Here is a 21,923-nt window from a genome sequence, read left to right as displayed (position 1 = left end):
ATTTATAAGGATATAAGTCATGGTCCAGCAACACACAGTAACGCAAGGAGAAACCCTGTTAAGGATTGCACGCCAATATGGTTTTAGGACTTCAAAAAGCCTTTACCAGCATCCAATTAATGCTGAATTTAGAGCACTACGCCCCGATCCCAACCTGATTTTCCCAGGGGATATTATAAAGATTCCGCAAAAAACCGAAAAATTCATGCCACTAAAAACAGGTAGTAAAAACACCTTTGTAGTTCGAAACGAAAAAGAATACTTTCGCTTAAAAGTAGCGTACGACGATGGCGATGATATTACCGGTAAACGTATTGTACTCAACATTGGCAGTCAAACTATCGATACCGTATTACAAAGTGATGGGCTTATTGAAGTCGAGCTTAATAATAACGACGCCCTTACCGGTACCGTCGATTTATATTTAAAAGCAGGCGACACCACACCAACTAAAAGCTTTACAGTACAAATAGGCAACTTAGACCCAATCGACACGCTTTCAGGTGTGCAAGGCCGGTGCAATATGTTGGGGTTTAATTGCGGCAAGGTTGATGGCATTAATGGTGCAAAAACCAAAGCCGGGGTGAGGGAATTTCAACAAGCGCAACAACTACAAGTAGACGGCATTGCAGGGCAGGTTACTAAAAGCCGTCTTGTTTATGTTTATGGAGCCTAAGTTATGAGCCAAGCAATGCCCATGGCAGTCAATAGAGTTAACACACTGGTTATCAAAACAAATGTTGGTGCGTTACAAAAACATATAATCGTTAAAGTGATTGGTGATGTAGATATAAAAGCGCAGTTGTTTAGCCAAGGTAGCGCGGTTAACTTGGAGCAACAGGGCAATCAACAATACCACTTTAAAAACCTGTCTCAACAAGCACTTTATACTTTAAAAGTAATTATAGCGGGCGAAGCAGAGTTAACCCTTATTAACGAGCAAAGCTTTGCAGATTATTTCGATCCATTAAAGGTTCAGTCATTCAATATTGGTGAAAAAGGCGGGCCGCAATTACTCGAGCATAAAATATTACCAAAAGGCCATATTGAAATAACTTTACTCGCAGAGCCCCCTAGCTTTGGGGTGTTTTTTGATGGCACGGGGAATAACCGCCTTAACGACATACAAGATTCAACCGACGCGAAAGAACCAACTAATGTGGTTAAGTTGTTTGAGTTATATCCAGTAAAGGCTTTTCAAGATAGGCATTATGAAGAAGGTATTGGTACTAAAGCCCATGAAAGCGATTCAACCTTAGATATGGGTTTAGCATTTAGTTTTGATGAGCGCATAGAACAAACGCTATTCAGAACTATTGAGTTTTTCAAAAAATTTGCGTACGTAAAAACTGGGGTTATTGATGTATTTGGTTTTAGCCGCGGTGCAGCGCAAGCGCGGGCATTTGTTAATCAAGTGAATGCGATATATAAAAATCATCCACACTATTGGGGCGGTATTAAGCCCGTAATTCGCTTTGTTGGTTTATTCGACAGCGTTGCCTCTATTGGTGGCGATGGTGACAACAACCACAGTGAGTTTTATGCCAATAATGAGCTTGATTACCCCGTTAATTTAAATCTAGCCAGTAATAGTGCGGGATTTGTAATGCACTTAGCGGCGTTTGATGAAAAGCGAGATAAATTTCCACTCAGCTCATTACGCACTCGTAATAAGCAGCTTTTAGCAAACCAGCGAGAAATAGAGTTACCCGGTGTGCACTCAGATATTGGCGGCGGTTATGGCCCCGTAGAAACCACCATATTATACCCGTGGCAATATATTGCAGGGCAAGCCGGAGAGCCAGAGCACGATAAAGAATTAGCGCAGCTTAAAAAGTCACTTGAGCAAAAATATTATTGGCCAACCATTAATATTGAGTTTAAAGCAAGCAGGCCAAGAGTAAACAGGCAACCAAAACGCATTCGCAATAAACCAGAAGATACAGTTTACACAGGCTATAAACCGTATTGGCGGCGTAATTTAAATAATACCTTACCCCATTACAGCCTCGCGCTAATGCATGAAACGGCGGTTAACCAAGGGGTGCCGCTACAAAGCCTAACGGAACTTGCTAACCGCAAACAAGCCGACGGCCAAGCTATACCTTATATTTTACCTAACGAGCTTAAAACACTCGTTGATACCGCCCGTAGCTTTGGCCCACAAAGTGATGCCTGGCAGGCTTTATATAAAGATTACATCCACCACAGTGTTAAATATTCAGCAACGATTGATGCGATTGCTCATGGCCCAGAAGAAGACGCTGAATTCACCACTAAAAACCAACAACGTGAGCTTTTTTACAATCAGCCAGAACAAGCTGAAGCAAATGAGCAATGGCAATCACAATTAATAAATGGATATAGATTATGGACAAGCTCATAAAATGTCTCATCACACTCGCTTTAACATTATTCGCTGTAGGGTGCTCGTCAACAGGAACAATTGATTACATGGTCGCAGGTGTTGGCACCGAAAATGGCAATGCAATTTGGGGGCGCTCTGTGGTATTTGATGATGAATGGGGTATTCCTTCCGGTGCAATCGAATGTTGTTACGCACAAGCTGGCGGTACTGTGAGTGTTTACGATCAAAAATTCCCAGAAAAAGTCGCGGTTGAATGGTTAGATAAGTCAGAGAACATAATTTACTACGGTGAGGTGGTAATAGATAAAAATGGTTATAAATTAGCTAAAAATTTACCTGCTTATACATGGATAAGCACAGGAGAAATAGAAGAAAATATCAGGCCTAATTTAATTGTTGGCATGGGCGAAACTGGCGAAATAAAAGTGTGGCTGTCAAATACAAGCTCAGGAATGAATAGAACAGGTCGTGTATTACACGAGCTAGGCTCAGGGCAAGCACAATGGCGTGAGAATAAGTAGTAAAGCCACTACCCTAAGCTTATGTTCTATAATGTCTTCGCAGAGAAAGCCCGTAGCTCATGGCCCAGAAGAAGACGCTGAATTCACCACTAAAAACCAACAACGTGAGCTTTTTTATAACCAACCAGAACAAGCTGAAGCAAATGAGCAATGGCAGTCACAACTAATAAATGGATATAGATTATGGACAAGCTCATAAAATCACTCATCACACTTGCTTTAACATTATCCGCTGTAGGGTGCTCGTCAACAGGAACAATTGATTACATGGTTGCAGGTGTCGGCACCGAAAATGGCAATGCAATTTGGGGGCGCTCTGTGGTATTTGATGATGAATGGGGAATACCGTCGGGGGCGATTGGGTGCTGCTATGGTGAAACTAGAGCGACTGTAAGTGTATACGATAAAAAATTTCCAGAAAAAGTCGCGGTTGAATGGTTAGATAAGTCAGAGAACAGAATTTACTACGGTGAAGTGGCAATAGATAAAAATGGTTATAAATTAGCCAGCAAATTACCTCGATTTAGTTACCATACAGGCGAAGTAGAAACTGATATTTACCCATATTTAATCGTAGGTATGGGTGAATCAGGGGAAATCAACGTTTGGATTTCAAATACGCCATCCGCTGGATTTACAGGCCGTGTATTACACGAACTAGGCTCAGGGCAAGCACAATGGCGTGAGAATAAGTAGTAAAGCCCCTACCCTAAGCTTATGTTTTATAAGGTATTCACAGAGAAAGCCCGTAGCTCATGGCCCAGAAGAGGACGCTGAATTCACCACTAAAAACCAACAACGTGAGCTTTTTTATAACCAACCAGAACAAGCTGAAGCAAATGAGCAATGGCAGTCACAACTAATAAATGGATATAGATTATGGACAAGCTCATAAAATCACTCATCACACTCGCTTTAACATTATTCGCTGTAGGGTGCTCGTCAACAGGAACAATTGATTACATGGTTGCAGGCGGTGCGACACAAAAGGGCAATGAAATCTGGGTGCAATCAATCACTTTTGATAATAGTTGGGGTATTCCTATGGGGAGCCTTGGTTGTTGCTGGCAAACTGCCGGTAAAACAAGTGGTGTTTACGATCAAAAATTCCCAGAAAAAGTCGCGGTTGAGTGGTTAGATAAGTCAGAGAACAGAATTTACTACGGTGAAGTGGTAATAGATAAAAATGGCTATAAATTAGCCAGTAAATTACCTCGATTTAGTTACCATACAGGCGAAGTAGAAACTGATATTTACCCATATTTAATCGTAGGTATGGGTGAATCAGGGGAAATCAACGTTTGGATTTCAAATACGCCATCCGCTGGATTTACAGGCCGTGTATTACACGAGCTTGGCTCTGGGCAAGCACAATGGCGCGGTTATTAAATGGCAAGGGCCAACTAACGGGCAAGTAACCTTGCAACTCGATAAAAAGCGCCCAGATGAAGTATCGTTTTGGCAGCATTATTTTTCTGTAAAACCAGGTGTTTATACCGTGGTTGTTACTGCCAGTGGTGCAGTAGACACCACCACGTTTACAGTTGAGCAGCCGACATTAGCGTATGAAATCGAATTGCTTGACGAAGCCGGCGCACCGCAAGCCAATATGGGCTATAAAATTCGCCTGCGTAATGGCCACGTTATCACCGGCCAGCTCGATCAAAATGGCTACGCCAATGTGTCAGGTCCTGACTTTGAAAACGCCAAAGTGAGTTTTTTTGAACTTGCCGATCATGACTGGTCTGTAGGTCATATCACCTAACAGCGGTTTATATTTAGATATAAGGATATATCAATGGTACACCAACACACCGTTGCGCAAGGCGAAACATTGTTACGCATAGCACGCCAATATGGTTACAAAACCTCAACCGCCTTGTATAACCACCCTAGTAATGCTGAATTTAAAGCACTACGCCCTGATCCTAATTTAATTTTTCCGGGTGACATTATCAAGATCCCGCAAAAAACCGAAAAATTCATGCCGCTAAAAACAGGTAGTAAAAACACTTTTGTGGTTCGCGATGAAAAGGAATATTTTCGCCTAAAAGTAGCGTATGACGATGGCGAGGATATTGCGGGTAAACGTGTCGTGCTTAATATTGGCAGCCAAACAATCGATACCGTATTGCAAAGTGATGGGCTTATCGAAGTAGAGCTTAATAATAATGACGCACTTACTGGCAGCGTCGATTTATATTTAAAAGCAGGTGACACCACACCAACTAAAAGCTTTGCGGTACAAATAGGCAACCTAGATCCAATCGACACGCTTTCTGGCGTGCAGGGACGTTGTAATATGTTGGGGTTTAATTGCGGTAAAGTTGATGGCGTCATGGGGGAAAAAACACGCATTGGGGTAAAAGAATTTCAGTACCAACATGAACTAGAAGTTGATGGTATTCCTGGCCCTAAAACCAAAGCAAAATTACAACAAGTATTTGGGAGTTAGTATGAGTACCCCGCATAGTATGCCAATGGTAGTTAACAATACAAATCTGTTAACGATTGTGAAACCCGCTTTTGTATTTTTGTATCAAGTCGATACAAATACAAAAAATTACGCAAAAGAACAGCTTGTGCTAGTAAATAATCAACATAACTGGCAGCAAATAAAACCCATATCACGTGTAATACCTGAGGGGGATTGGGTTCGTATAGAATTTACCGACATCCCCCAAAGTGGCAATTTCGATTTAATACAAGACCCAAACGACGGTCAGCCTACTTACTATATATTTGATAACGTGCCATTCAGCGAGCTTAACAAGCAAACACCAAAAACTGTAACAATGGCAGAAATAACAGAAGAGTAAGCGCATTCATTTTGTCTTCATTATAAAAAGTTTTAAATAATGAGTTTGTTTACAGCAATCCAATAAATAGGCTCATTCAGTAAAAGGATAGTTTTTGATGTTTTTTAAAAAATACAGCATGTTTTGTGTGCTCTCTCTTTGTGCCAGCTTGGTACTAAGCGGTTGCTCGGAGCCGTCATCACAGGGTTCTGAGCAAGTAGAGATTGACCTTGCTAAATACCCATGGGCAGAGGAGCATAAAAACCACTCTAAGTGGCCAATGGAAATACGTGAAGAGGTGTATGGTGATGCTGATACATTTTCAACCCCGCGGTTAATGTTTTGGAGTAAATACAAATACAGTGAGGTGCGCACGCTGTGGTCATCAAGGTTAGATGGCTCAGACAGGCGCCGCATAATTCCTGAAGAAGTGTTTATGCAATTTAGACCCGTAGGGCTACATAAACCAAGCCGCTCCCCAGATAACCGCTATATAGCTATTTCGGGTTATATCAATGATAGAGCGACGCGCCAGCTTTACGACACCAAAGAACAAAAACTAATCACCATGTCCGGCGGGGGGGGGCACCCTTCATTTAATTGGACCTCAGATAGCGATAATGTGATTTTTTATGCAGATGGAAAGCATTACAACTACAAGGTATCAACAGCAACACTTACACAGCGCGAAATAATTTACTCTGACGAGCTATTTTTACTGCCCGGCGATAAAGAGTTTTTAGCGGTAAAGCATGATGGCTTTTGGATTCACTCGTTTGATGGCGAGATAGTACGCAAAGTTAATTTTGGTTTCTCAAAAGCGTGGGAAATGAAAAACCACCGTATTTCACCGGATGGCAAATACTTGGCATTTATGACTCAAGGTAGACCAAAAGCACATTTTCATTGGGTTAATATTGCTAACCCGGAAATAAAGAGCTCAGAAATAGGGGAAGGTAATGGCGTTATCTTCTCTGATAAAGAAGATTATCAGCTTGAATATACCAATCGCAATTTGCCTGAGCGTAATGAGAAAGGGTGGTTCCTTTCCGAGCGTATTATAAGAACAATAAACATAGTGACAGGCGAGCAATCAGAAGTATTAGAAAAAGAGAATAATATTTGGGGTATGGGCTCAATATACCCTATTGCAATTACTAATTCGGCAATGCAAGGAAGTTAATATGCATGAACTAAGCAAAGGATCTGCAAGCCCGTTAGTGTACTTACTAACTGGTTATGTTGAAAATAATAAACCGATTGGCAAATTAACGCCGGTAGTAAACCGGATTGTGGTGGCTGAACAGCCAAAGTCAGCCGCTTACGATACAAAAAAAACAGTTGTTTTAAAAACTAATAGTGCTGGTATTTTATCGACAATAAACAGTGATTCATTAGAGACGCGCCTGCCGTTTCATGCCTACACGGCTAATAATAATCAACGACCTATTATTATTCCGTCAATGGAGTCCATTGGCCTCATTGCCAATAATAACCCTAGTGGATGGGCGAAAGAGTTTGTTGATAATTTAAAAAGTTTTAAATAATGAGTTTGTTTACAGCAATCCAATAAATAGGCTCATTCAGTAAAAGGATAGTTTTTGATGTTTTTTGAAAAATACAGCATGTTTTGCGTGCTCTCTCTTTGTGCCAGCTTGGTACTAAGCGGTTGCTCGGAGCCGTCATCACAGGGTTCTGAGCAAGTAGAGATTGACCTTGCAAAATACCCATGGGCAGAGGAGCATAAAAACCACCCTGAGTGGCCAATGGAAATACGTGAAGAGGTGTATGGTGATGCTGATACATTTTCAACCCCGCGGTTAATGTTTTGGAATAAATATAAATACAGTGAGGTACGCACACTGTGGTCATCAAGGTTAGATGGCTCAGACAGGCGCCGCATAATTCCTGAAGAAGTGTTTATGCAATTTAGACCCGTAGGGCTGCATAAACCAAGCCGCTCCCCAGATAACCGCTATATCGCTATTTCGGGTTATATAAATGACCGAGCTACTCGTCAGTTGTACGACACTAAAGAGCAAAAGTTAATTACCATGTCAGGCGGTGGTGGTCATCCTTCATTTAACTGGACCTCAGATAGCGATAATGTGATTTTTTATGCAGATGGTAAGCATTACAACTACAAGGTATCAACAGCAACACTTACACAGCGCGAAATAATTTACGCTGACGAGCTATTTTTACTGCCCGGCGATAAAGAGTTTTTAGCGGTAAAGCATGATGGCTTTTGGATACATAAGTTTGATGGTGAGATAGTACGTGAAGTGAATTTTGGTTTTCCACGCAAATGGAGAATGAAAAACCATCGAATTTCGCCCGATGGCAAGTATTTAGCGTTTATGACCCACGCTAGACCGAAAGCCCACTTTCATTGGGTGAATATTGCAAACCCTGAAATAGAGCACTCAGAAAAAGGGGAGGGAAATGGCGTAATCTTTTCACTTGATGAAGATGTTACCCTTAAATTTGGCTATAACCCTAGAGGTGAAGTTGATGAAAATAACAAGCCAGTTACTTATAGTATTATTACCCAAACTAATATTTTAACCGGTGAACAGCAGGTAATACGCACTAAAGAAATGAGAATGTGGGGGCTTAGAAGCATAGCGCCCATTGCTATTACCAACCAAAAAGCACAGAGTAACTAATTATGCATGACATGAGCAAAGGAAGTGCCAGCCCAATAGTGTACTTATTAACTGGTTATGTTGAAAACAACACGCCCGTGGGTAGATTAACCCCGGTAGCAAATCGATTTGTGGTGGCTGAACAGCCTAAGTCAGCTGCCTATGATGTAAAAAAACCTGTTATATTAAAAACAAATAGCGCAGGTATTTTATCGACAATAAATAGTGATTCATTAGAGGTACGCCAGCCATTTCATGCATACATGGCTAATAATAATCAACGATCTATTATTATTCCGCCAATGGAGTCTATAGGGCTTATTGCAAATAATAACCCAACAGGCTGGGCAAAAGAGTTTGTTAATAATTTAAAAAATTACAGTAGCACAAATACACCGCTATTAGAGTTACAAACAGTCCCCGTTACCAATTTAAAACAACCTACAGAAAATAGCGAAGATGACACTTACAATAAATGGTATGAAAAAGAAATAACTCAGAAGAACGTACAAAGTATCCAAGCTTATATACTGGCAAAAACCCGAGCAGTAATTTTAAGTATTAATCCAAACATCCCGCTTCTTTCTCCGGGTGAAAATATTGTTTTGTCACCGCCTGTGGGTGAAGATTTATTTGCTACTTTCGACACTGAAACTAAATTAGCAGTGATATCAGGTACTAACAAGATACTAGCCAAAGGGTTGTATAGAATCAAAGTAAGGCTTGATCAAGATACCTACCAAGCTAATATTTCAAACTGGTGTGCCAAATCAGTTCAGTCAGATGATAACTACGATTACTACGAACTTGCCGAAATGCTCCGCTTTGATATAAAAAATGAAGCCGGTGAGTTTGATGTGATTAACTGCGATCCGCTTTCGGTTGAAGAGGCAATAATAAAGCAATTCCCGCGCTTTTATAGCCACTTAATTAGTTATGCAAAAGATTTAAAAACCGAGCATGCTACCTATGACCCGAAAAACATCAGTGTAAAAGATGAAAATGGTAAAGAAATTGGCCGCGCTAAAGTCAGCGATGAGCCCATTAAAATGGCTAGTGGCTATGAAAGCTTTTGTCATGGTTGGGCGGTGACAAAAGGCCGCGCACAACTCGCCGCCGGGTTAATAAATACCGATATAACCGCCAGTGCCAGTAATGGTAACTTTACTACTAACGGTAAATTTGTGTTAGGCAGTAAAATTGCCAAAGCTTTACACGATCATTTAAGAGCGAATGCAGATACAACCATTCAAGCCACCCTTGATTCTGTATTTGCGATGCAAGAAGGGCAAGATGCGTGGCAAAAGCTACGCAGTGCGCGCGCAGGCTTTACCACAGATGATTGGAAAGATGCGCTTGCAAAAAACTTGTGGCGCTTGCCCGATAATACACCTGCGCAAATGAGGGAGTACAGCGGTACTATATCTGGGCGTATTGGTATTCCTAAAGTAGCAATGGATGCAACAGGTAATGCGTTAAATATAGCTGATCTAGCGACTAACATTGTTGCGCTCGGGCAAGCTACAGTACAACAAATTGGCACTAACATCCCTAATTTAGCGCAATCTAAGCAACATTATAAAACCGTTGCACAAGATTACTTTGAGCATTTAAGTGCCAAAGAAATAGTAAAAGAAGTGGTGATTAAAGCACAGTTTGCACTGGATGATGATACGGTTTCAGCATCTTACCGCGACACTATTTTACAACAAAGTGAAGCTATTACCAAAGCGCTTGAGCTAAACCCTGATTTAAAGCTATCTATTTCAGGCCATACCTGCGATCTGGGTCATTACGATTATAATATGGCGCTATCTGAGCGACGAGCCGATGCTGTTAAAAATGTTTTAGTAACTCAAGCAGGCATTGATGAAGCGCGCATTGAAGTGCAAGGTCTGGGTTATACTCAGCCACTTGTAAATAATAAAGACGAAGCCAGCCGAGCGCAAAATCGCCGTGTACATATTGCCGCTTATGCTATTAGCCAGCTCTCTGTTTGCCCATCACGCGAAGGTATGGATAGCTTAGAGCGCTTTCGTAATTTAACTGTGGTTAACGACATAAAAGTAGGTGAAACGGTTGATGCCATGGCGTGGCAAATGATCAACATTGCTTTGGGTGTGATGGCATTTATTCCGGCAACAGCGCCCATTGCGGCGGCGGTGGCAGTTATAAAAGCAGGTGGTGCTATAGCTACATCAGCTGCTAATTTAATGGATGAAGTACTGCTCGATAATACCTGTAAAAAGTACTATGCCGAAATTCAAAGAGATAAACGCCTAGGCCAAGAATGTGCGGCTAACCAAGGGATGATGCATGAGCTGCTTAATGAATTTAAAGACAGCGAAAGCACAGAACAAAGTACGCAGTGGGCTGCGCAATTTAGACTGCGCTCAGAGGCAATATCGGGCCTGATGGGCTTGTTATTAAGGGCCCAGCGTGAAGGAGATAAAAGCGAATATTATAGCAACCTAGAGCGCTATAAAGTAAAACAATACATAGAAAACTTTTTATTAGGTGATAGCTGGGCGCTTCCTAATTTACCCGGTGCGTCTATTCGAATGGATACGTTTTGGGTGTTTTTGATCGACAGTATCGCAGATCAAAAGCAAAACGTAGGCAATGATAAAAAAGCGCTCTATGGATTCAGTGACAATTACAGTCTGTTAGATAAAGCCGCACGTAAAGCTGTGGTAGAAGATCCTCAAAATGCACTTTATGTACATTCGCAGTCTAACCCATATGGCTTTTATATGATGACGGTGCCAAAACTCGCGCGTGAACATAACTATATTACCGCTGAATTTCAAAACTACTTCCCTATTCATACCTTTGGCACCCAAGAAAAAGCAGGCAGTAAATACTTAGAAAGCTTTGCAAACACCTTTGAGCCGGTATTTTCTGACTATGGTGAGGCAAGTTATCATCACAGCGCCATATATTATCAAGACCAAACATCAAAAAAATGGTTGCCAATTATTGCTAACAAACTAAAGCGCTTAACGCCATTCACACCTATTCGTGTTTTAGTGGTGTTTAACGATACGATGACCGCTATTGCCCCTATTACCTTTAAAGTTACGCGTTGTGATGGGGTAAATAACGAGCTTGCTTATAAAGAGTTGGTAAGGCCACTTGTTGAGTCTGAGCTATTAGAAAGCGAAAAGCACTTTGCTGGAAAGTTTGGCTGTGTGTTTACGCCGTTTTTTCAGCTAGGGCCAAAAACATATTTGGGTACTAAACCCATGGTGCATAAAGAAGCTTTTTACCCATTTATGCATGACTCTGCACTTGAATATTATCGAGCTAAAAACTTTGCTGACATGCGTTATTACATTAGTGCCCAAGTTGGCAGTAGTCGTGAAGTAGTATTGCCGTTAATGGGTGAGCGAGAAGAGAATAACGATGAAATGATTTTTGACTCCGGCTATTTAAATATTCTTAATGGGCTTGGTATAAAAAATAAATATATAGCTACCGACTTTTATGTAGATTTAAATACAGAACGTGATGGTGGCAATGAAGAGTCACTACTAATAAAAGATTTTTTAACCAGTAAAAGTTCTAGTTTTGTTCGTCCTGAACTTTTTGCCGGGGAAAAAAGTGTTCGAATATTGGTGCGTTTTGGTGGTGAAGGGAAGCCTTATTTAATAACCAGTAAAATACAAAGGCAAGGACACTCAATCCGTTTATTTGAAAGCCAATTTGATGCAGCACAAAGTTTAGGATTTAAAGTACGCCAGTTTGGTGATGGCATTATTTTTGATGACTTTGACTGGAATACCAAAGTAGACATTATGGTCGTTGCTACCTGTACAAAACTTGAATCAGAAAACTATACAAAAACACTGATAGGTTTGAATTGGCGCAGTGTGCCATGTGAATTAACTCTACAACAAACCATTGGCATTAATGATGTGGGCCCTACTTATAAATCAAGACTCTATTATTTAGGTAAGGCGACTCGTAATGCAAATAAAGGCTACAACCAAGCTTTAAATAGATGGGAAGATGATAACTATCAATTTGATGACTCAACAGGTGCAAAGTTTAGAGAATACCGAGAGTTTGTTGAGCTACTTAATAAGGCTGGGCACAGTAATGACAGAGGCATGCAAGGTCGAGCGCTTCTGAATTGGCATGATCGCAGCGCTAAAGCGTTTGCCGGTGAAGAGCAGGTTTTTGTTTTTGCGGCGAATTTTAGTTTGGATTATGAGTCGCCAAAGCGCGTTACCGTTAATGGTTTAAGGCCTTTTGGTGACATATTTACTAGTCAGTTTAGTGATATTTTTACTGATAAAGAAGAGCGGCAATATACGATGGAGTTAGGCGTTGCTAGCTTTAATTCTGCGGGTAATTCTGGTTTTAACTTTAATGATATAGGCTCAATGACTGATAAAACCAGCAACCATGGTTTGCAGTTAAAGTTACCACTGCCTAACCCTACAAATAGCGATTTGCCTTGGGGGAAAACATTACCAGAAGCTGGTTTAAAGGAGTTAGCTGCCAAGCTAAATGGCGAGCATTCAACTCCATCACAAAAAGCATTGTATAAACGGTTGTCAGAGGAAGGGTTGACTGAAGATGAAGCAAAGCAGTGGTTTATTGAAGATGCGACAAAGTCGAAAGTAAAACCGTTAGGGGCTTTTAAAAACGAATAAAGCGATATTGTTGTGATGCAAGGTCGCGGTTGCACATTACACGAACTTCGTTCAAAGCAAACACTATAGCGGGAGAATAAATAACTACTATAGCAGGCCGCTTTAATAAAAGTTGAGCATGTAGTGGCAATTAAAATAGAAAACTTATCTAAGCAGGATCTACCATAAAGCCAAGTATCTTATCGGCACCTTGAGTTTATTGTGGATTTTATATCTCGACTTTTGTGTTTTTAAGGTTTTTTATTTCTTTGATTGTGCTTTTTTATTATTTTAAAGGTGAGATTATGCTTGCAAGCAGTGTTTTGAAGTGTTAAAAATAGGGCTCACTGAACACACACATTTAGTAAAGATGATGCAAAATACACGTTTAATTACATTAAAACTAAACCTCTTACTGCTAGCGCACGTGAGCGGGGATTAGTGTATTTGCATTAAGTAAACACAAAAAACCCCGCAATATGCGGGGTTTTTTTTATCTCGCAATCAGGGTAGCTGAGAATTAAGGGCAGATTATGCAAGATCAAGATAAAGTATGGATTTTTGACACCACCTTACGTGATGGTGAGCAGGCGCTTAAAGCAAGCCTGACTGAAGAAGATAAAATCCAATTGGCGCATACCATTAGCCGCCTAAATGTGGATGTAATGGAAGTTGGCTTTCCGGTTTCAAGCCCTGCTGACTTTCGTTCAGTGCAACGTATTGCTACAGAAGTTAAAGGGCCAATTATTTGTGGTTTAGCACGTGCTGTTGCTAAAGATATCGAAGCTTGCGGTGAAGCCCTGCGTACAGCTCAACAAAGTCGTATTCATACATTTATTGCTACGAGTCCTTTGCATTTAGAACATAAATTACGCATGAGTTTAGATGACGCCACAGCCATGGCGGTTAAATCAATTAAACTTGCGCGTAACTATACTGATGATGTGGAATTTTCATGTGAAGATGCTGGTCGAACGCCGCATTGGGATTTATGTAAAATAGTTGAGCAGGCAATTAATGCTGGCGCATCTACTATCAATTTACCAGATACAGTTGGCTATGTAACACCAGATGAATATGCGGCGATGATCCGTCATTTGATGAATAACGTGCCAAATATCGATAAAGCGCGTTTAAGTGTGCATTGCCATAATGATTTAGGTTTAGCGGTTGCTAATTCAATTGCTGCAGTACAAGCCGGAGCACGGCAAATCGAATGTACGATCAATGGCATTGGTGAGCGTGCGGGTAATTGTTCGCTTGAAGAAGTGGCGATGATCATGCAAATGCGTCAAGACCACTTAAAAGTGCATACTGATATCCGTAGTGAAGAAATTTACCGTGCGTCTCGCCAAGTGGCAAAAATTTGTAATATGCCGGTGCAGCCAAATAAAGCCATTGTCGGCGAGAATGCGTTTGCTCACAGTTCTGGCATTCACCAAGACGGCGTATTAAAAGCGCAAAATACCTATGAGATTATGTCGCCAGAAAGTGTCGGCGTGCCAAATAACCAACTAAACATGACCTCTCGTTCAGGGCGTCATGTTATTGAGCACCGCCTTGAAGAATTAGGCTATCAAAAGTCTGATTATGATATGGATAGCCTATATGAAAGCTTCTTAACCCTTGCCGATCAAAAAGGCACAGTGTATGACTATGATCTTGAAGCGATGATTTATTTTAATCAAATTAGTGATAAAGATGATAAATACCAATTAGAGTTTGTTAACTCAACATCTAACTCGCAATCAGTAGCAAGCTCTACAATCGGTATGACGATTAATGGTGAGTCTAAGCAAGAAGCGGCTACCGGTAATGGCCCTGTAGAAGCGTCATTCTTAGCGATTGAGCGTTTAACAGGCATGGCTGTTGAAATGATTGAGTTTAACCTAGAGGCCACCGGTGAAGGCGCCAGCTCTCTAGGGGAGGTAAATATAATCGCTAAATATGATGGCCGCCCTTATCATGGTGCAGGTATCGCAGCGGATGTGGTTGAAGCGTCAGTGCGCGCTATGATCCGCGTTTATAACTTAATTTATCGCGCACAAAAAGTGTCTGATTTAAAACAACAAAGGAAAGCAGGATGAGTCAATCAAATTACAGCGTTGCAGTATTAGCAGGCGACGGTATCGGCCCAGAAGTAATGGCAGCAGCAGAGCAAGTATTGGATGCTGTGAGCAGTAAATTTGGTTTTACTTTAACTCGTCATCATCATGCTATTGGTGGTGCTGCGATTGATCAATTTGGTAAAGCGTTACCTGATCAAACTCTAGCTGCCTGCGAAAGTGCTGATGCGATTTTATTTGGTTCAGTGGGCGGCCCTAAATGGGAGCACCTACCTGCCAATGAACAACCTGAGCGAGCTTCACTATTACCGCTGCGTAAACACTTTGGCTTGTTTTGTAACTTACGCCCAGCGCAACTGTTACCAGCGCTAAGTGCTGCATCACCGCTGCGCGCTGATATTAGTGCACAAGGCTTTGATATTTTATGTGTGCGTGAGCTGACCGGTGGTATTTATTTTGGTGAAAAAGGCCGCAGTGGCGAAGGTGCTGAGGAATCGGCATTCGATACGCAAACTTATTCACGCAAGGAAATTGAACGTATCGCTCGTTTCGCTTTTGAAGCAGCAAAATTACGTAATAATCATGTAACCTCAGTTGATAAAGCGAATGTACTTGCTTCGAGCGTGTTATGGCGCGAAGTGGTTACAGAGGTAAGTAAGGACTATCCAGAAGTAAGCCTAGATTATATTTACGTTGATAACGCAGCAATGCAGTTAGTTAAGCAGCCAAGCCAGTTTGATGTGTTACTGTGTGATAACTTATTTGGTGATATTTTATCAGATGAATGCGCAATGATCACAGGCTCTATGGGCTTATTACCGTCAGCTAGCTTAAACCAATCAGGTTTTGGTATGTATGAACCAGCGGGTGGTTCAGCACCTGATATTGCTGGTAAAGGGGTCGCTAACCCTATTGCGCAAATTTTAAGTGCGGCGTTAATGTTACGTTATTCACTAGGCCAAGATGAAGCCGCGCGCAGCATCGAAAAAGCCGTTGCCGAAGCGGTTGAAGCTGGTGTAGGCACGCCAGATATCTATCCAAATGCGGGTTATACCACGCAGGATGTTGCCGCAGCGATTGTTGCTCGCATATAAAGCGAGCGGCTATTTAAACAATTATTCACTCGCTGCACCGTCACGCGGCGAGTCAAACTGATTAGGGGATCAGCAAGTGGCCCAAACGTTATACGATAAAATCTGGCAAGCACATGTTGTAGCTAGTATTAATGAGCAAACCGACTTACTTTATATTGACCGTCATTTAGTGCACGAAGTGACATCACCGCAAGCATTCGCAGGCCTTCGTGAGAAAAACCGTAAAGTACGTTGCCCAGAGAAAACCATTGCGACTATGGATCATAATGTCTCGACCAAAAGTCGTTCATTAGATGCTGCCAGTGAAGTATCTAAAAACCAATTAATGGCGCTTGATGCCAACTGTAAAGAGTTTGGCATTGTACTTTATGATTTAAATTCAATTAACCAAGGTATCGTGCATGTAATGGGGCCTGAGCAAGGGATCACCTTACCAGGTACGACGATAGTGTGCGGCGATAGCCATACGTCAACCCATGGTGCATTTGGTGCACTTGCCCACGGCATTGGTACTTCTGAGGTTGAGCACGTCTTAGCTACGCAGACCTTACAGCAGAAAAAAGCCAAGTCGTTAAAAATCCAAATTAATGGCGTTCTGCGTCCAACTGTTACGGCTAAAGATTTGATCATGGCGGTGATTGGTAAGCTAGGCACTGCTGGTGGTACGGGTTATGTTGCAGAATTTTGTGGTGAAGGCATTGAAGCGCTGTCAATGGAAGCGCGCATGACGCTATGTAACATGAGTATTGAAATGGGCGCTAAAGCGGGTTTAATTGCTTCAGATCAAATTACTTATGATTACTTGAAAGGCCGTCCATTTGCTCCACAAGGTGATGATTTTGAAGCAGCAGTTGCTTATTGGGAAACTCTAAAAACTGACGAAGGCGCGCAGTTTGACTTAGAAGTTGAGCTTGAAGCAAGCAGCATCCAGCCACAAATTACCTGGGGCACCAGCCCTGAGCAAGTTATTGGTGTTGATGAGTGTATTCCAGATCCAGACCAAGAGCCTGATTTAATTAAAGCGGATGCGATTCGCAGCGCACTTAAGTATATGGGCTTAACAGCCGGTGATAAGTTATCGTCAGCCACTGTAGATACGGTATTTATTGGTTCGTGTACCAACAGTCGAATTGAAGACTTACGAGCGGCAGCACACATTGTTGAAGGTAAGCAAGTAGCCCCAGGTGTTGAGGCGTTAATCGTACCAGGCTCTGGCCTTGTCAAAAAACAAGCCGAAGATGAAGGCTTAGCCGATATTTTCAAAGCTGCCGGCTTTGAGTGGCGTGAACCAGGTTGTTCAATGTGTTTAGCCATGAATGACGACCGTTTAGGTGCTGGCAAACGCTGTGCATCTACATCTAACCGTAACTTTGAAGGTCGCCAAGGCCGTGGTGGCCGTACACACTTAGTGAGCCCTGCAATGGCCGCTGCGGCAGCAATTCATGGTCGCTTTGTTGATATAAGAGGAGAAGCCTAATGAGCATTTTTTTTAGTGGCTTAATGGCCCCACTTGATAAAAACAATGTCGATACCGATCAAATTATCCCTAAGCAGTTTTTAACCTCAACCAGCCGTGATGGCTTTGATGCGGCGTTGTTTTACGATTGGCGTTATTTAGATAACGGCGAGCCAAACCCTGAGTTTATTTTAAATCGCCCCTGTTACCAAGGTGCGCAAATACTGCTAACTCGCGATAACTTTGGCTGTGGCTCATCACGCGAGCATGCACCATGGGCGCTTAAGCAATATGGTTTTGAAGTAATTTTAGCGGAAAGCTTTGCTGATATTTTCTTTAATAACTGCGGCAATAACCAAATGCTTGCGATTGCACTTCCTGCGCAAACATTGGAAGACTTATTTGTACTGAGCGAGCAACATGACGATATTCATATCGACATTGATCTTGAAAATCAGCAGCTTACCAGTAACAAGTTTGCACCAATTAGTTTTGATATTCGCAAAGACGTAAAAGAGCGTTTATTAAGTGGTTTAGATTTTATCGGCGTGACCGAAACCCTCAACCCACAAATCGACGCCTTTGAAGCAAAGCTTAACGCCGAGCGCCCTTGGCAGTAAAAGGTTTAAAAGTTATTAAAAATGAAACGCGGCTAAGGCCGCGTTTTATGTGGTTAATACATATAAGCAATCGTCAAGCCTAGTACAGCAAGTACACTACAAACAGTCATGTTAATCGTTTTAAGTCTTTTAAATTGATTAATTTTTGGGTCGTCTAGGGTTGAGAAAAAGCCACTTTTGAGTGATTCATGTAAATTAGCTGCAATAGCGGAGCGTGAGGTATCGCCGAGTGTATTTTTAGCTAATTGCTCCCATTGTGCTGGGTATGCCTGTGATAAGTGTGTAAGCAGCGCATTATATTTACGGTTTTGTATAATAAATAGCGCACAAATTAAAATAAACGCCAATATAGGGTAATTTTCCATATTATCTCTCCCAATTTATTTCTTTTAAAAACATAAGTTTTTTTTCACTTAAGTTCAACAATGATGTTCGCTTTTGTTTTTCGTCCCGCTAACTTTTATCTCGCTTACTTATAGCTGAACTACCACTCACCGCGATTACTTCCTTTGTTTTTATTAACACGCTAAGCTGCTCCTTTATATTTTTAGGAACAGATTATGAGATTATTAACTGCGGCGACTCTATTACTGGCATCTGCGGCGGCGTTTGCACGCCCTGCGCCTTTGGTTTCTATTCCAAGCCATGATGGTTTTTTTGATAATATTGCTGCTCACTGTGGTAAAGCGTATGAAGGGACTGTAACGGTTGATAATGCCACTGGGCCGAGTTCATTTGCAGGTAAAAAATTGGTGATGCATGTGCGCCGCTGTAACGAGCGTGAGCTACAAGTGCCGTTTCATGTGGGTGATGATGCATCACGTACCTGGATCATAACTAAAACAGGCAGTGGTTTGAGCTTAAAGCACGATCATCGTCATAAAGATGGCACTGATGACGTATCAACCATGTATGGTGGTCACACCGTTGATGCGGGTTTTACTAATGTGCAATCATTCCCTGCGGATCAATATTCAAAAGAATTATTTGTTAGCCAAGGTATTCCGCAATCGATTGGTAATACATGGCAGATGTATATTTACCCTGAAAAATTCACTTACCGTTTAATTCGCCAAGGTCGTGAGTTTCGTGTGGACTTTGATTTAACCAAACCAGTTACACCACCTGCTGCACCTTGGGGTTATAAAGACTAGAAAGAAAAGCCTAGTCTTTTGTGGGCTCTGTCTCACATTGCAGAAATACCGTTAATGGTGGCTGATATTTACGAGGTTTGGTTGGAAAACGGTCATACTCTTGTACGCCATCAGTCACCTTTAACATAAACGAATTACCACGGCATAAGCGATTAGCATGGCGTAGTAAAAACACGCTTTGGTTTTTAAAGTGTTGATAGTCGTCAGACTGAATTTCTAAATGGTAGTTATTATTATCAATTTTAGTTTGGTAATAATGTACTTTTTCATCAAAATCATAGAGTTTTTCGGTCTCACCTTTTTCTGCTTGCGCCACAGTGCAGCTTGCCAATAGCGTTAAAATGCTGCTTATTTTTAAGCAATGCGCTATTTTTCCTGTCATAAACCTTGCACTCCATTATTGTATTGCACCATTGATTTCACTAAAGTGGTGCCTAAGTTATGATTTAAGTCTAACACCCAAAAAGGGAAAATGTGATGTTCAAACAAATTAAACAGCTTTTTTCGTCATTTAATGAACAGCAATCGACGATGCAAGAACATGATTTAAAAACGGCAATAGCTGCGTTACTGATTGAGGTAATGCGTGCCGATAGTGAGCAGCAAGCAGATGAGCTGCAAACGTTAGCATTGACTTTAAAAAAATATTTTAACTTAAGTGATGAAGACGTTGCACAATTAACAGAGCAAGCTGGCAAGAGTTTGGATGAGGCAATTGACTACTTTCAGTTTTCTAAACAAATTAATGCGCAATGCAACGCCGCACAGCGTATTGAAATAATTGAGCTGTTATGGCGTTTAGCTTATGCCGATGGTGAGCTTGATCCGCAAGAAGAGTATGTAATTCGTCGTGTTGCTAGTTTATTGTATGTAACTCACGAGGACTTTATCGCCGCAAAGTTAGCCGCGACAAAGCTCTCTTAGAGTCACCTTACTCATTTGCTCAGTTTACTCGTCACGCTTACAAGTTGTTGAGCTAGGCCAGCTACTTTTTCAGCTGTTACTGGGTCGCTAATGCGGCCTGTTTCATCTAATACAGTGTGAATTGCTGGTACAGCTAGTTGATCAGCTAACACTAGGCTACCAATACCCGATAAAATATCGCGCACATGGTTTAAGCCACGTAAACCGCCTAAGCCACCCGGCGATGAGGCGTATAATGCTGTTACCTTGTTACGAAATGCAGGAACCGCGCCTTGTTCGGTGCGTGATGCCCAATCAATGGCATTTTTTAATACAGCGGTGATCGAACCATTGTACTCAGGGCTGGCTAGTAAGATGCCATCCGCAGCACGTAATTTGTCTTTTAATAGCTGTGCGCCTTGAGGTGTACCTTGCGCTTCTATATCTTCGTCAAACATAGGTAAGTTTAAATCTGCAAGTTTGATCACTTCTACTTCTGCGCCGCTTTCTAATGCAAAGCGGGCTGCCTCATTGATCAATTTTTGATTAAAGCTGTCTTTACGCAAGCTGCCTGCTAAGGCAATAATTTTTGGTGCAGTCATAGTGTTCGCCTTAATGTTGGTTAAGTTATGATTAGTTTGTCTATAAGTTACTTTAGCAAATTTTTACTTGCAGAAAAGCCAAATAAACGCAAAACTTATGTGCATATATGCACAATCTAGTGAAAGGGCGAGTATGGCAATCCAATTTGATGACTGGCAAGATGTAAAAGTCGCTTATGAAGTGGCGCGACTCGGCACATTAACGGCCGCGGCCGAAAAGCTCAACGTGCACCACAGCACAGTACTGCGGCGGATCAATAATTTAGAACAAAGCTTAAACGCACGTTTATTCCATCGTCATGCCCGTGGTTATAAAGTGACAGAAATAGGCGCTAAGTTATTTACTGCGGCGCAATCTATCAACAGTGAACTTGAGCGCTTACATAACGATATTATTGCTGCAGACAGCACCTTGCGTGGCAGTTTGTTGCTTACAACAGTTAGCGGCTTTATTGATGTGTTAAGTGATGTATGCGAGCAGTTTCAAAGTTTGCATCCGCAGGTGCAATTAGAAGTCATACTTGATCAAAAACGCCTTCGCCTTGATCACGGTCAAGCACATATTGCTGTGCGCGCAGGGCCTCGCCCAGATGAAGGTGATTATATCGCTCAGCACTTAGCACATTTATCATCCGGGTTTTACGCCTCTAAACGTTATATAGATAAGTACGGGATGCCGAAAACTCTCAACCAGCTGCCACTGCATAATTTTGTTTCTGGGGTAGCGGGTTACAACGGTAAAGTACCTTACTTCGCTTGGGTTGATGAAAATATTCCTACTGAGCAAGTGAAACTCCGCGTTTCTGAAACCTCAGAAGCGACCCGAGCAATCGTAAAAGGGCTAGGTATTGGTGGTTTACAGCATGATGTTGCAGCGCAATACCCTGAACTGATCCCAGTATTGGCGAATGAACTTAATTGGCCGACTGATTTATGGCTAGTGACTCATCATTTAGTGCATCGTACCGCTAAAGTGCAAGCGTTTAGTCAATTACTAAAAGCCTACTTCCAAGAGCGTAAATTAGGCTGATGTGGTATTGCAAAAACCTTGGA

The 21,923-nt window shown here is 41.7% G+C and carries 23 protein-coding genes; 20 read left to right on the top strand and 3 right to left on the bottom strand.

Annotation, left to right across the window (positions count from 1 at the left end):
- Nucleotides 1-19: 19 nt before the first annotated feature.
- The 17 genes from KAN5_RS13590 to leuD all read left to right on the top strand — a co-directional run bounded on the left by KAN5_RS13590 (nucleotide 20) and on the right by leuD (nucleotide 18,211).
- On the top strand, nucleotides 20-676 hold the full coding sequence (locus KAN5_RS13590; RefSeq protein ID WP_244389920.1) for a peptidoglycan-binding protein: 657 nt from the start codon (nucleotides 20-22) through the stop codon (nucleotides 674-676).
- A 3-nt stretch (nucleotides 677-679) separates the two neighbouring features.
- Complete coding sequence (locus KAN5_RS13585; protein WP_244389919.1) at nucleotides 680-2,386, top strand: DUF2235 domain-containing protein; 1,707 nt, start codon at nucleotides 680-682, stop codon at nucleotides 2,384-2,386.
- The gene (locus KAN5_RS13580) at nucleotides 2,371-2,889 is read left to right on the top strand and encodes a DUF2931 family protein (protein ID WP_244389918.1); all 519 of its coding nucleotides are present in this window, start codon (nucleotides 2,371-2,373) and stop codon (nucleotides 2,887-2,889) included. The genes KAN5_RS13585 and KAN5_RS13580 overlap by 16 nt, the downstream gene beginning before the upstream one ends.
- Before the next feature lie 31 nt (nucleotides 2,890-2,920).
- Nucleotides 2,921-3,088, top strand: coding sequence for a hypothetical protein (locus KAN5_RS13575; RefSeq protein WP_244389917.1), 168 nt, complete (start codon nucleotides 2,921-2,923; stop codon nucleotides 3,086-3,088).
- Nucleotides 3,073-3,585 carry a DUF2931 family protein gene (locus KAN5_RS13570; protein WP_244389916.1) on the top strand — a complete coding sequence of 171 codons (513 nt, stop codon included), beginning with the start codon at nucleotides 3,073-3,075 and terminating at the stop codon, nucleotides 3,583-3,585. The genes KAN5_RS13575 and KAN5_RS13570 overlap by 16 nt, the downstream gene beginning before the upstream one ends.
- 183 nt (nucleotides 3,586-3,768) lie before the next feature.
- Entirely contained in the window at nucleotides 3,769-4,278 is a 510-nt protein-coding gene (locus KAN5_RS13565) for a DUF2931 family protein (protein WP_244389915.1), read from the top strand.
- Complete coding sequence (locus KAN5_RS13560; protein WP_244389914.1) at nucleotides 4,229-4,654, top strand: hypothetical protein; 426 nt, start codon at nucleotides 4,229-4,231, stop codon at nucleotides 4,652-4,654. The genes KAN5_RS13565 and KAN5_RS13560 overlap by 50 nt, the downstream gene beginning before the upstream one ends.
- Before the next feature lie 33 nt (nucleotides 4,655-4,687).
- Complete coding sequence (locus KAN5_RS13555) at nucleotides 4,688-5,344, top strand: peptidoglycan-binding protein (protein ID WP_016708982.1); 657 nt, start codon at nucleotides 4,688-4,690, stop codon at nucleotides 5,342-5,344.
- A gap of 1 nt (nucleotide 5,345) precedes the next feature.
- Nucleotides 5,346-5,708, top strand: a complete 363-nt coding sequence (locus tag KAN5_RS13550) for a hypothetical protein (protein ID WP_016708983.1) — start codon at nucleotides 5,346-5,348, stop codon at nucleotides 5,706-5,708.
- A 94-nt stretch (nucleotides 5,709-5,802) separates the two neighbouring features.
- Nucleotides 5,803-6,870, top strand: a complete 1,068-nt coding sequence (locus tag KAN5_RS13545) for a hypothetical protein (protein ID WP_244389913.1) — start codon at nucleotides 5,803-5,805, stop codon at nucleotides 6,868-6,870.
- A 1-nt stretch (nucleotide 6,871) separates the two neighbouring features.
- Nucleotides 6,872-7,234, top strand: a complete 363-nt coding sequence (locus KAN5_RS13540) for a hypothetical protein (protein ID WP_244389912.1) — start codon at nucleotides 6,872-6,874, stop codon at nucleotides 7,232-7,234.
- A 57-nt stretch (nucleotides 7,235-7,291) separates the two neighbouring features.
- A complete protein-coding gene (locus KAN5_RS13535; RefSeq protein WP_244389911.1) occupies nucleotides 7,292-8,356 on the top strand; it encodes a hypothetical protein in 1,065 nt (354 codons plus the stop codon).
- Between the two features lie 2 nt (nucleotides 8,357-8,358).
- Nucleotides 8,359-12,996 (top strand): OmpA family protein, encoded by a 4,638-nt coding sequence (locus tag KAN5_RS13530; RefSeq protein WP_244389910.1) that lies wholly within the window; start codon nucleotides 8,359-8,361, stop codon nucleotides 12,994-12,996.
- 512 nt (nucleotides 12,997-13,508) lie between these two features.
- On the top strand, nucleotides 13,509-15,062 hold the full coding sequence (leuA, locus tag KAN5_RS13525; protein WP_016708988.1) for a 2-isopropylmalate synthase: 1,554 nt from the start codon (nucleotides 13,509-13,511) through the stop codon (nucleotides 15,060-15,062).
- Complete coding sequence (leuB, locus tag KAN5_RS13520) at nucleotides 15,059-16,135, top strand: 3-isopropylmalate dehydrogenase (protein WP_016708989.1); 1,077 nt, start codon at nucleotides 15,059-15,061, stop codon at nucleotides 16,133-16,135. Before leuA ends, leuB begins: the two co-directional genes overlap by 4 nt.
- Nucleotides 16,136-16,211: 76 nt before the next feature.
- Entirely contained in the window at nucleotides 16,212-17,612 is a 1,401-nt protein-coding gene (gene leuC / locus KAN5_RS13515) for a 3-isopropylmalate dehydratase large subunit (protein ID WP_016708990.1), read from the top strand.
- The gene (gene leuD, locus KAN5_RS13510; protein WP_016708991.1) at nucleotides 17,612-18,211 is read left to right on the top strand and encodes a 3-isopropylmalate dehydratase small subunit; all 600 of its coding nucleotides are present in this window, start codon (nucleotides 17,612-17,614) and stop codon (nucleotides 18,209-18,211) included. Before leuC ends, leuD begins: the two co-directional genes overlap by 1 nt.
- Nucleotides 18,212-18,264: 53 nt before the next feature.
- Here leuD and KAN5_RS13505 read toward each other — a convergent pair whose 3' ends face one another.
- The gene (locus KAN5_RS13505; RefSeq protein ID WP_244389909.1) at nucleotides 18,265-18,576 is read right to left on the bottom strand and encodes a hypothetical protein; all 312 of its coding nucleotides are present in this window, start codon (nucleotides 18,574-18,576) and stop codon (nucleotides 18,265-18,267) included.
- Nucleotides 18,577-18,771: 195 nt separating this feature from the next.
- Between KAN5_RS13505 and KAN5_RS13500 the strand changes: the two genes are divergently transcribed.
- Complete coding sequence (locus tag KAN5_RS13500; protein ID WP_244389908.1) at nucleotides 18,772-19,365, top strand: hypothetical protein; 594 nt, start codon at nucleotides 18,772-18,774, stop codon at nucleotides 19,363-19,365.
- A gap of 10 nt (nucleotides 19,366-19,375) precedes the next feature.
- On the opposite strand, the gene KAN5_RS13495 is transcribed toward KAN5_RS13500, so the two are convergent.
- On the bottom strand, nucleotides 19,376-19,747 hold the full coding sequence (locus KAN5_RS13495; protein ID WP_016708994.1) for a hypothetical protein: 372 nt from the start codon (nucleotides 19,745-19,747) through the stop codon (nucleotides 19,376-19,378).
- A gap of 95 nt (nucleotides 19,748-19,842) precedes the next feature.
- Between KAN5_RS13495 and KAN5_RS13490 the strand changes: the two genes are divergently transcribed.
- Nucleotides 19,843-20,289 (top strand): TerB family tellurite resistance protein, encoded by a 447-nt coding sequence (locus KAN5_RS13490; protein WP_016708996.1) that lies wholly within the window; start codon nucleotides 19,843-19,845, stop codon nucleotides 20,287-20,289.
- 11 nt (nucleotides 20,290-20,300) lie between these two features.
- On the opposite strand, the gene KAN5_RS13485 is transcribed toward KAN5_RS13490, so the two are convergent.
- Entirely contained in the window at nucleotides 20,301-20,870 is a 570-nt protein-coding gene (locus KAN5_RS13485; protein WP_138554602.1) for an NAD(P)H-dependent oxidoreductase, read from the bottom strand.
- 133 nt (nucleotides 20,871-21,003) lie between these two features.
- Between KAN5_RS13485 and KAN5_RS13480 the strand changes: the two genes are divergently transcribed.
- A complete protein-coding gene (locus KAN5_RS13480; protein ID WP_016708998.1) occupies nucleotides 21,004-21,900 on the top strand; it encodes a LysR family transcriptional regulator in 897 nt (298 codons plus the stop codon).
- Nucleotides 21,901-21,923 lie beyond the last annotated feature (23 nt).

It is taken from the genome of Pseudoalteromonas sp. KAN5 (assembly GCF_022846535.1).
In the GTDB taxonomy this organism is placed as follows: Bacteria; Pseudomonadota; Gammaproteobacteria; order Enterobacterales; family Alteromonadaceae; genus Pseudoalteromonas; species Pseudoalteromonas haloplanktis.
Note: the sequence above shows the minus strand (reverse complement) of the source record. Positions and strands in the feature narration are given on the sequence as shown.

Coding starts and splice junctions, on each gene's coding strand:
- KAN5_RS13590 (WP_244389920.1), top strand. CDS start 20: ATGGTCCAGCAACACACAGTAACGCAAGGAGAAACCCTGTTAAGGATT.
- KAN5_RS13585 (WP_244389919.1), top strand. CDS start 680: ATGAGCCAAGCAATGCCCATGGCAGTCAATAGAGTTAACACACTGGTT.
- KAN5_RS13580 (WP_244389918.1), top strand. CDS start 2,371: ATGGACAAGCTCATAAAATGTCTCATCACACTCGCTTTAACATTATTC.
- KAN5_RS13575 (WP_244389917.1), top strand. CDS start 2,921: ATGTCTTCGCAGAGAAAGCCCGTAGCTCATGGCCCAGAAGAAGACGCT.
- KAN5_RS13570 (WP_244389916.1), top strand. CDS start 3,073: ATGGACAAGCTCATAAAATCACTCATCACACTTGCTTTAACATTATCC.
- KAN5_RS13565 (WP_244389915.1), top strand. CDS start 3,769: ATGGACAAGCTCATAAAATCACTCATCACACTCGCTTTAACATTATTC.
- KAN5_RS13555 (WP_016708982.1), top strand. CDS start 4,688: ATGGTACACCAACACACCGTTGCGCAAGGCGAAACATTGTTACGCATA.
- KAN5_RS13550 (WP_016708983.1), top strand. CDS start 5,346: ATGAGTACCCCGCATAGTATGCCAATGGTAGTTAACAATACAAATCTG.
- KAN5_RS13540 (WP_244389912.1), top strand. CDS start 6,872: ATGCATGAACTAAGCAAAGGATCTGCAAGCCCGTTAGTGTACTTACTA.
- KAN5_RS13535 (WP_244389911.1), top strand. CDS start 7,292: ATGTTTTTTGAAAAATACAGCATGTTTTGCGTGCTCTCTCTTTGTGCC.
- KAN5_RS13530 (WP_244389910.1), top strand. CDS start 8,359: ATGCATGACATGAGCAAAGGAAGTGCCAGCCCAATAGTGTACTTATTA.
- leuA (WP_016708988.1), top strand. CDS start 13,509: ATGCAAGATCAAGATAAAGTATGGATTTTTGACACCACCTTACGTGAT.
- leuB (WP_016708989.1), top strand. CDS start 15,059: ATGAGTCAATCAAATTACAGCGTTGCAGTATTAGCAGGCGACGGTATC.
- leuD (WP_016708991.1), top strand. CDS start 17,612: ATGAGCATTTTTTTTAGTGGCTTAATGGCCCCACTTGATAAAAACAAT.
- KAN5_RS13505 (WP_244389909.1), bottom strand. CDS start 18,576: ATGGAAAATTACCCTATATTGGCGTTTATTTTAATTTGTGCGCTATTT.
- KAN5_RS13500 (WP_244389908.1), top strand. CDS start 18,772: ATGAGATTATTAACTGCGGCGACTCTATTACTGGCATCTGCGGCGGCG.
- KAN5_RS13495 (WP_016708994.1), bottom strand. CDS start 19,747: ATGACAGGAAAAATAGCGCATTGCTTAAAAATAAGCAGCATTTTAACG.
- KAN5_RS13490 (WP_016708996.1), top strand. CDS start 19,843: ATGTTCAAACAAATTAAACAGCTTTTTTCGTCATTTAATGAACAGCAA.
- KAN5_RS13485 (WP_138554602.1), bottom strand. CDS start 20,870: ATGACTGCACCAAAAATTATTGCCTTAGCAGGCAGCTTGCGTAAAGAC.
- KAN5_RS13480 (WP_016708998.1), top strand. CDS start 21,004: ATGGCAATCCAATTTGATGACTGGCAAGATGTAAAAGTCGCTTATGAA.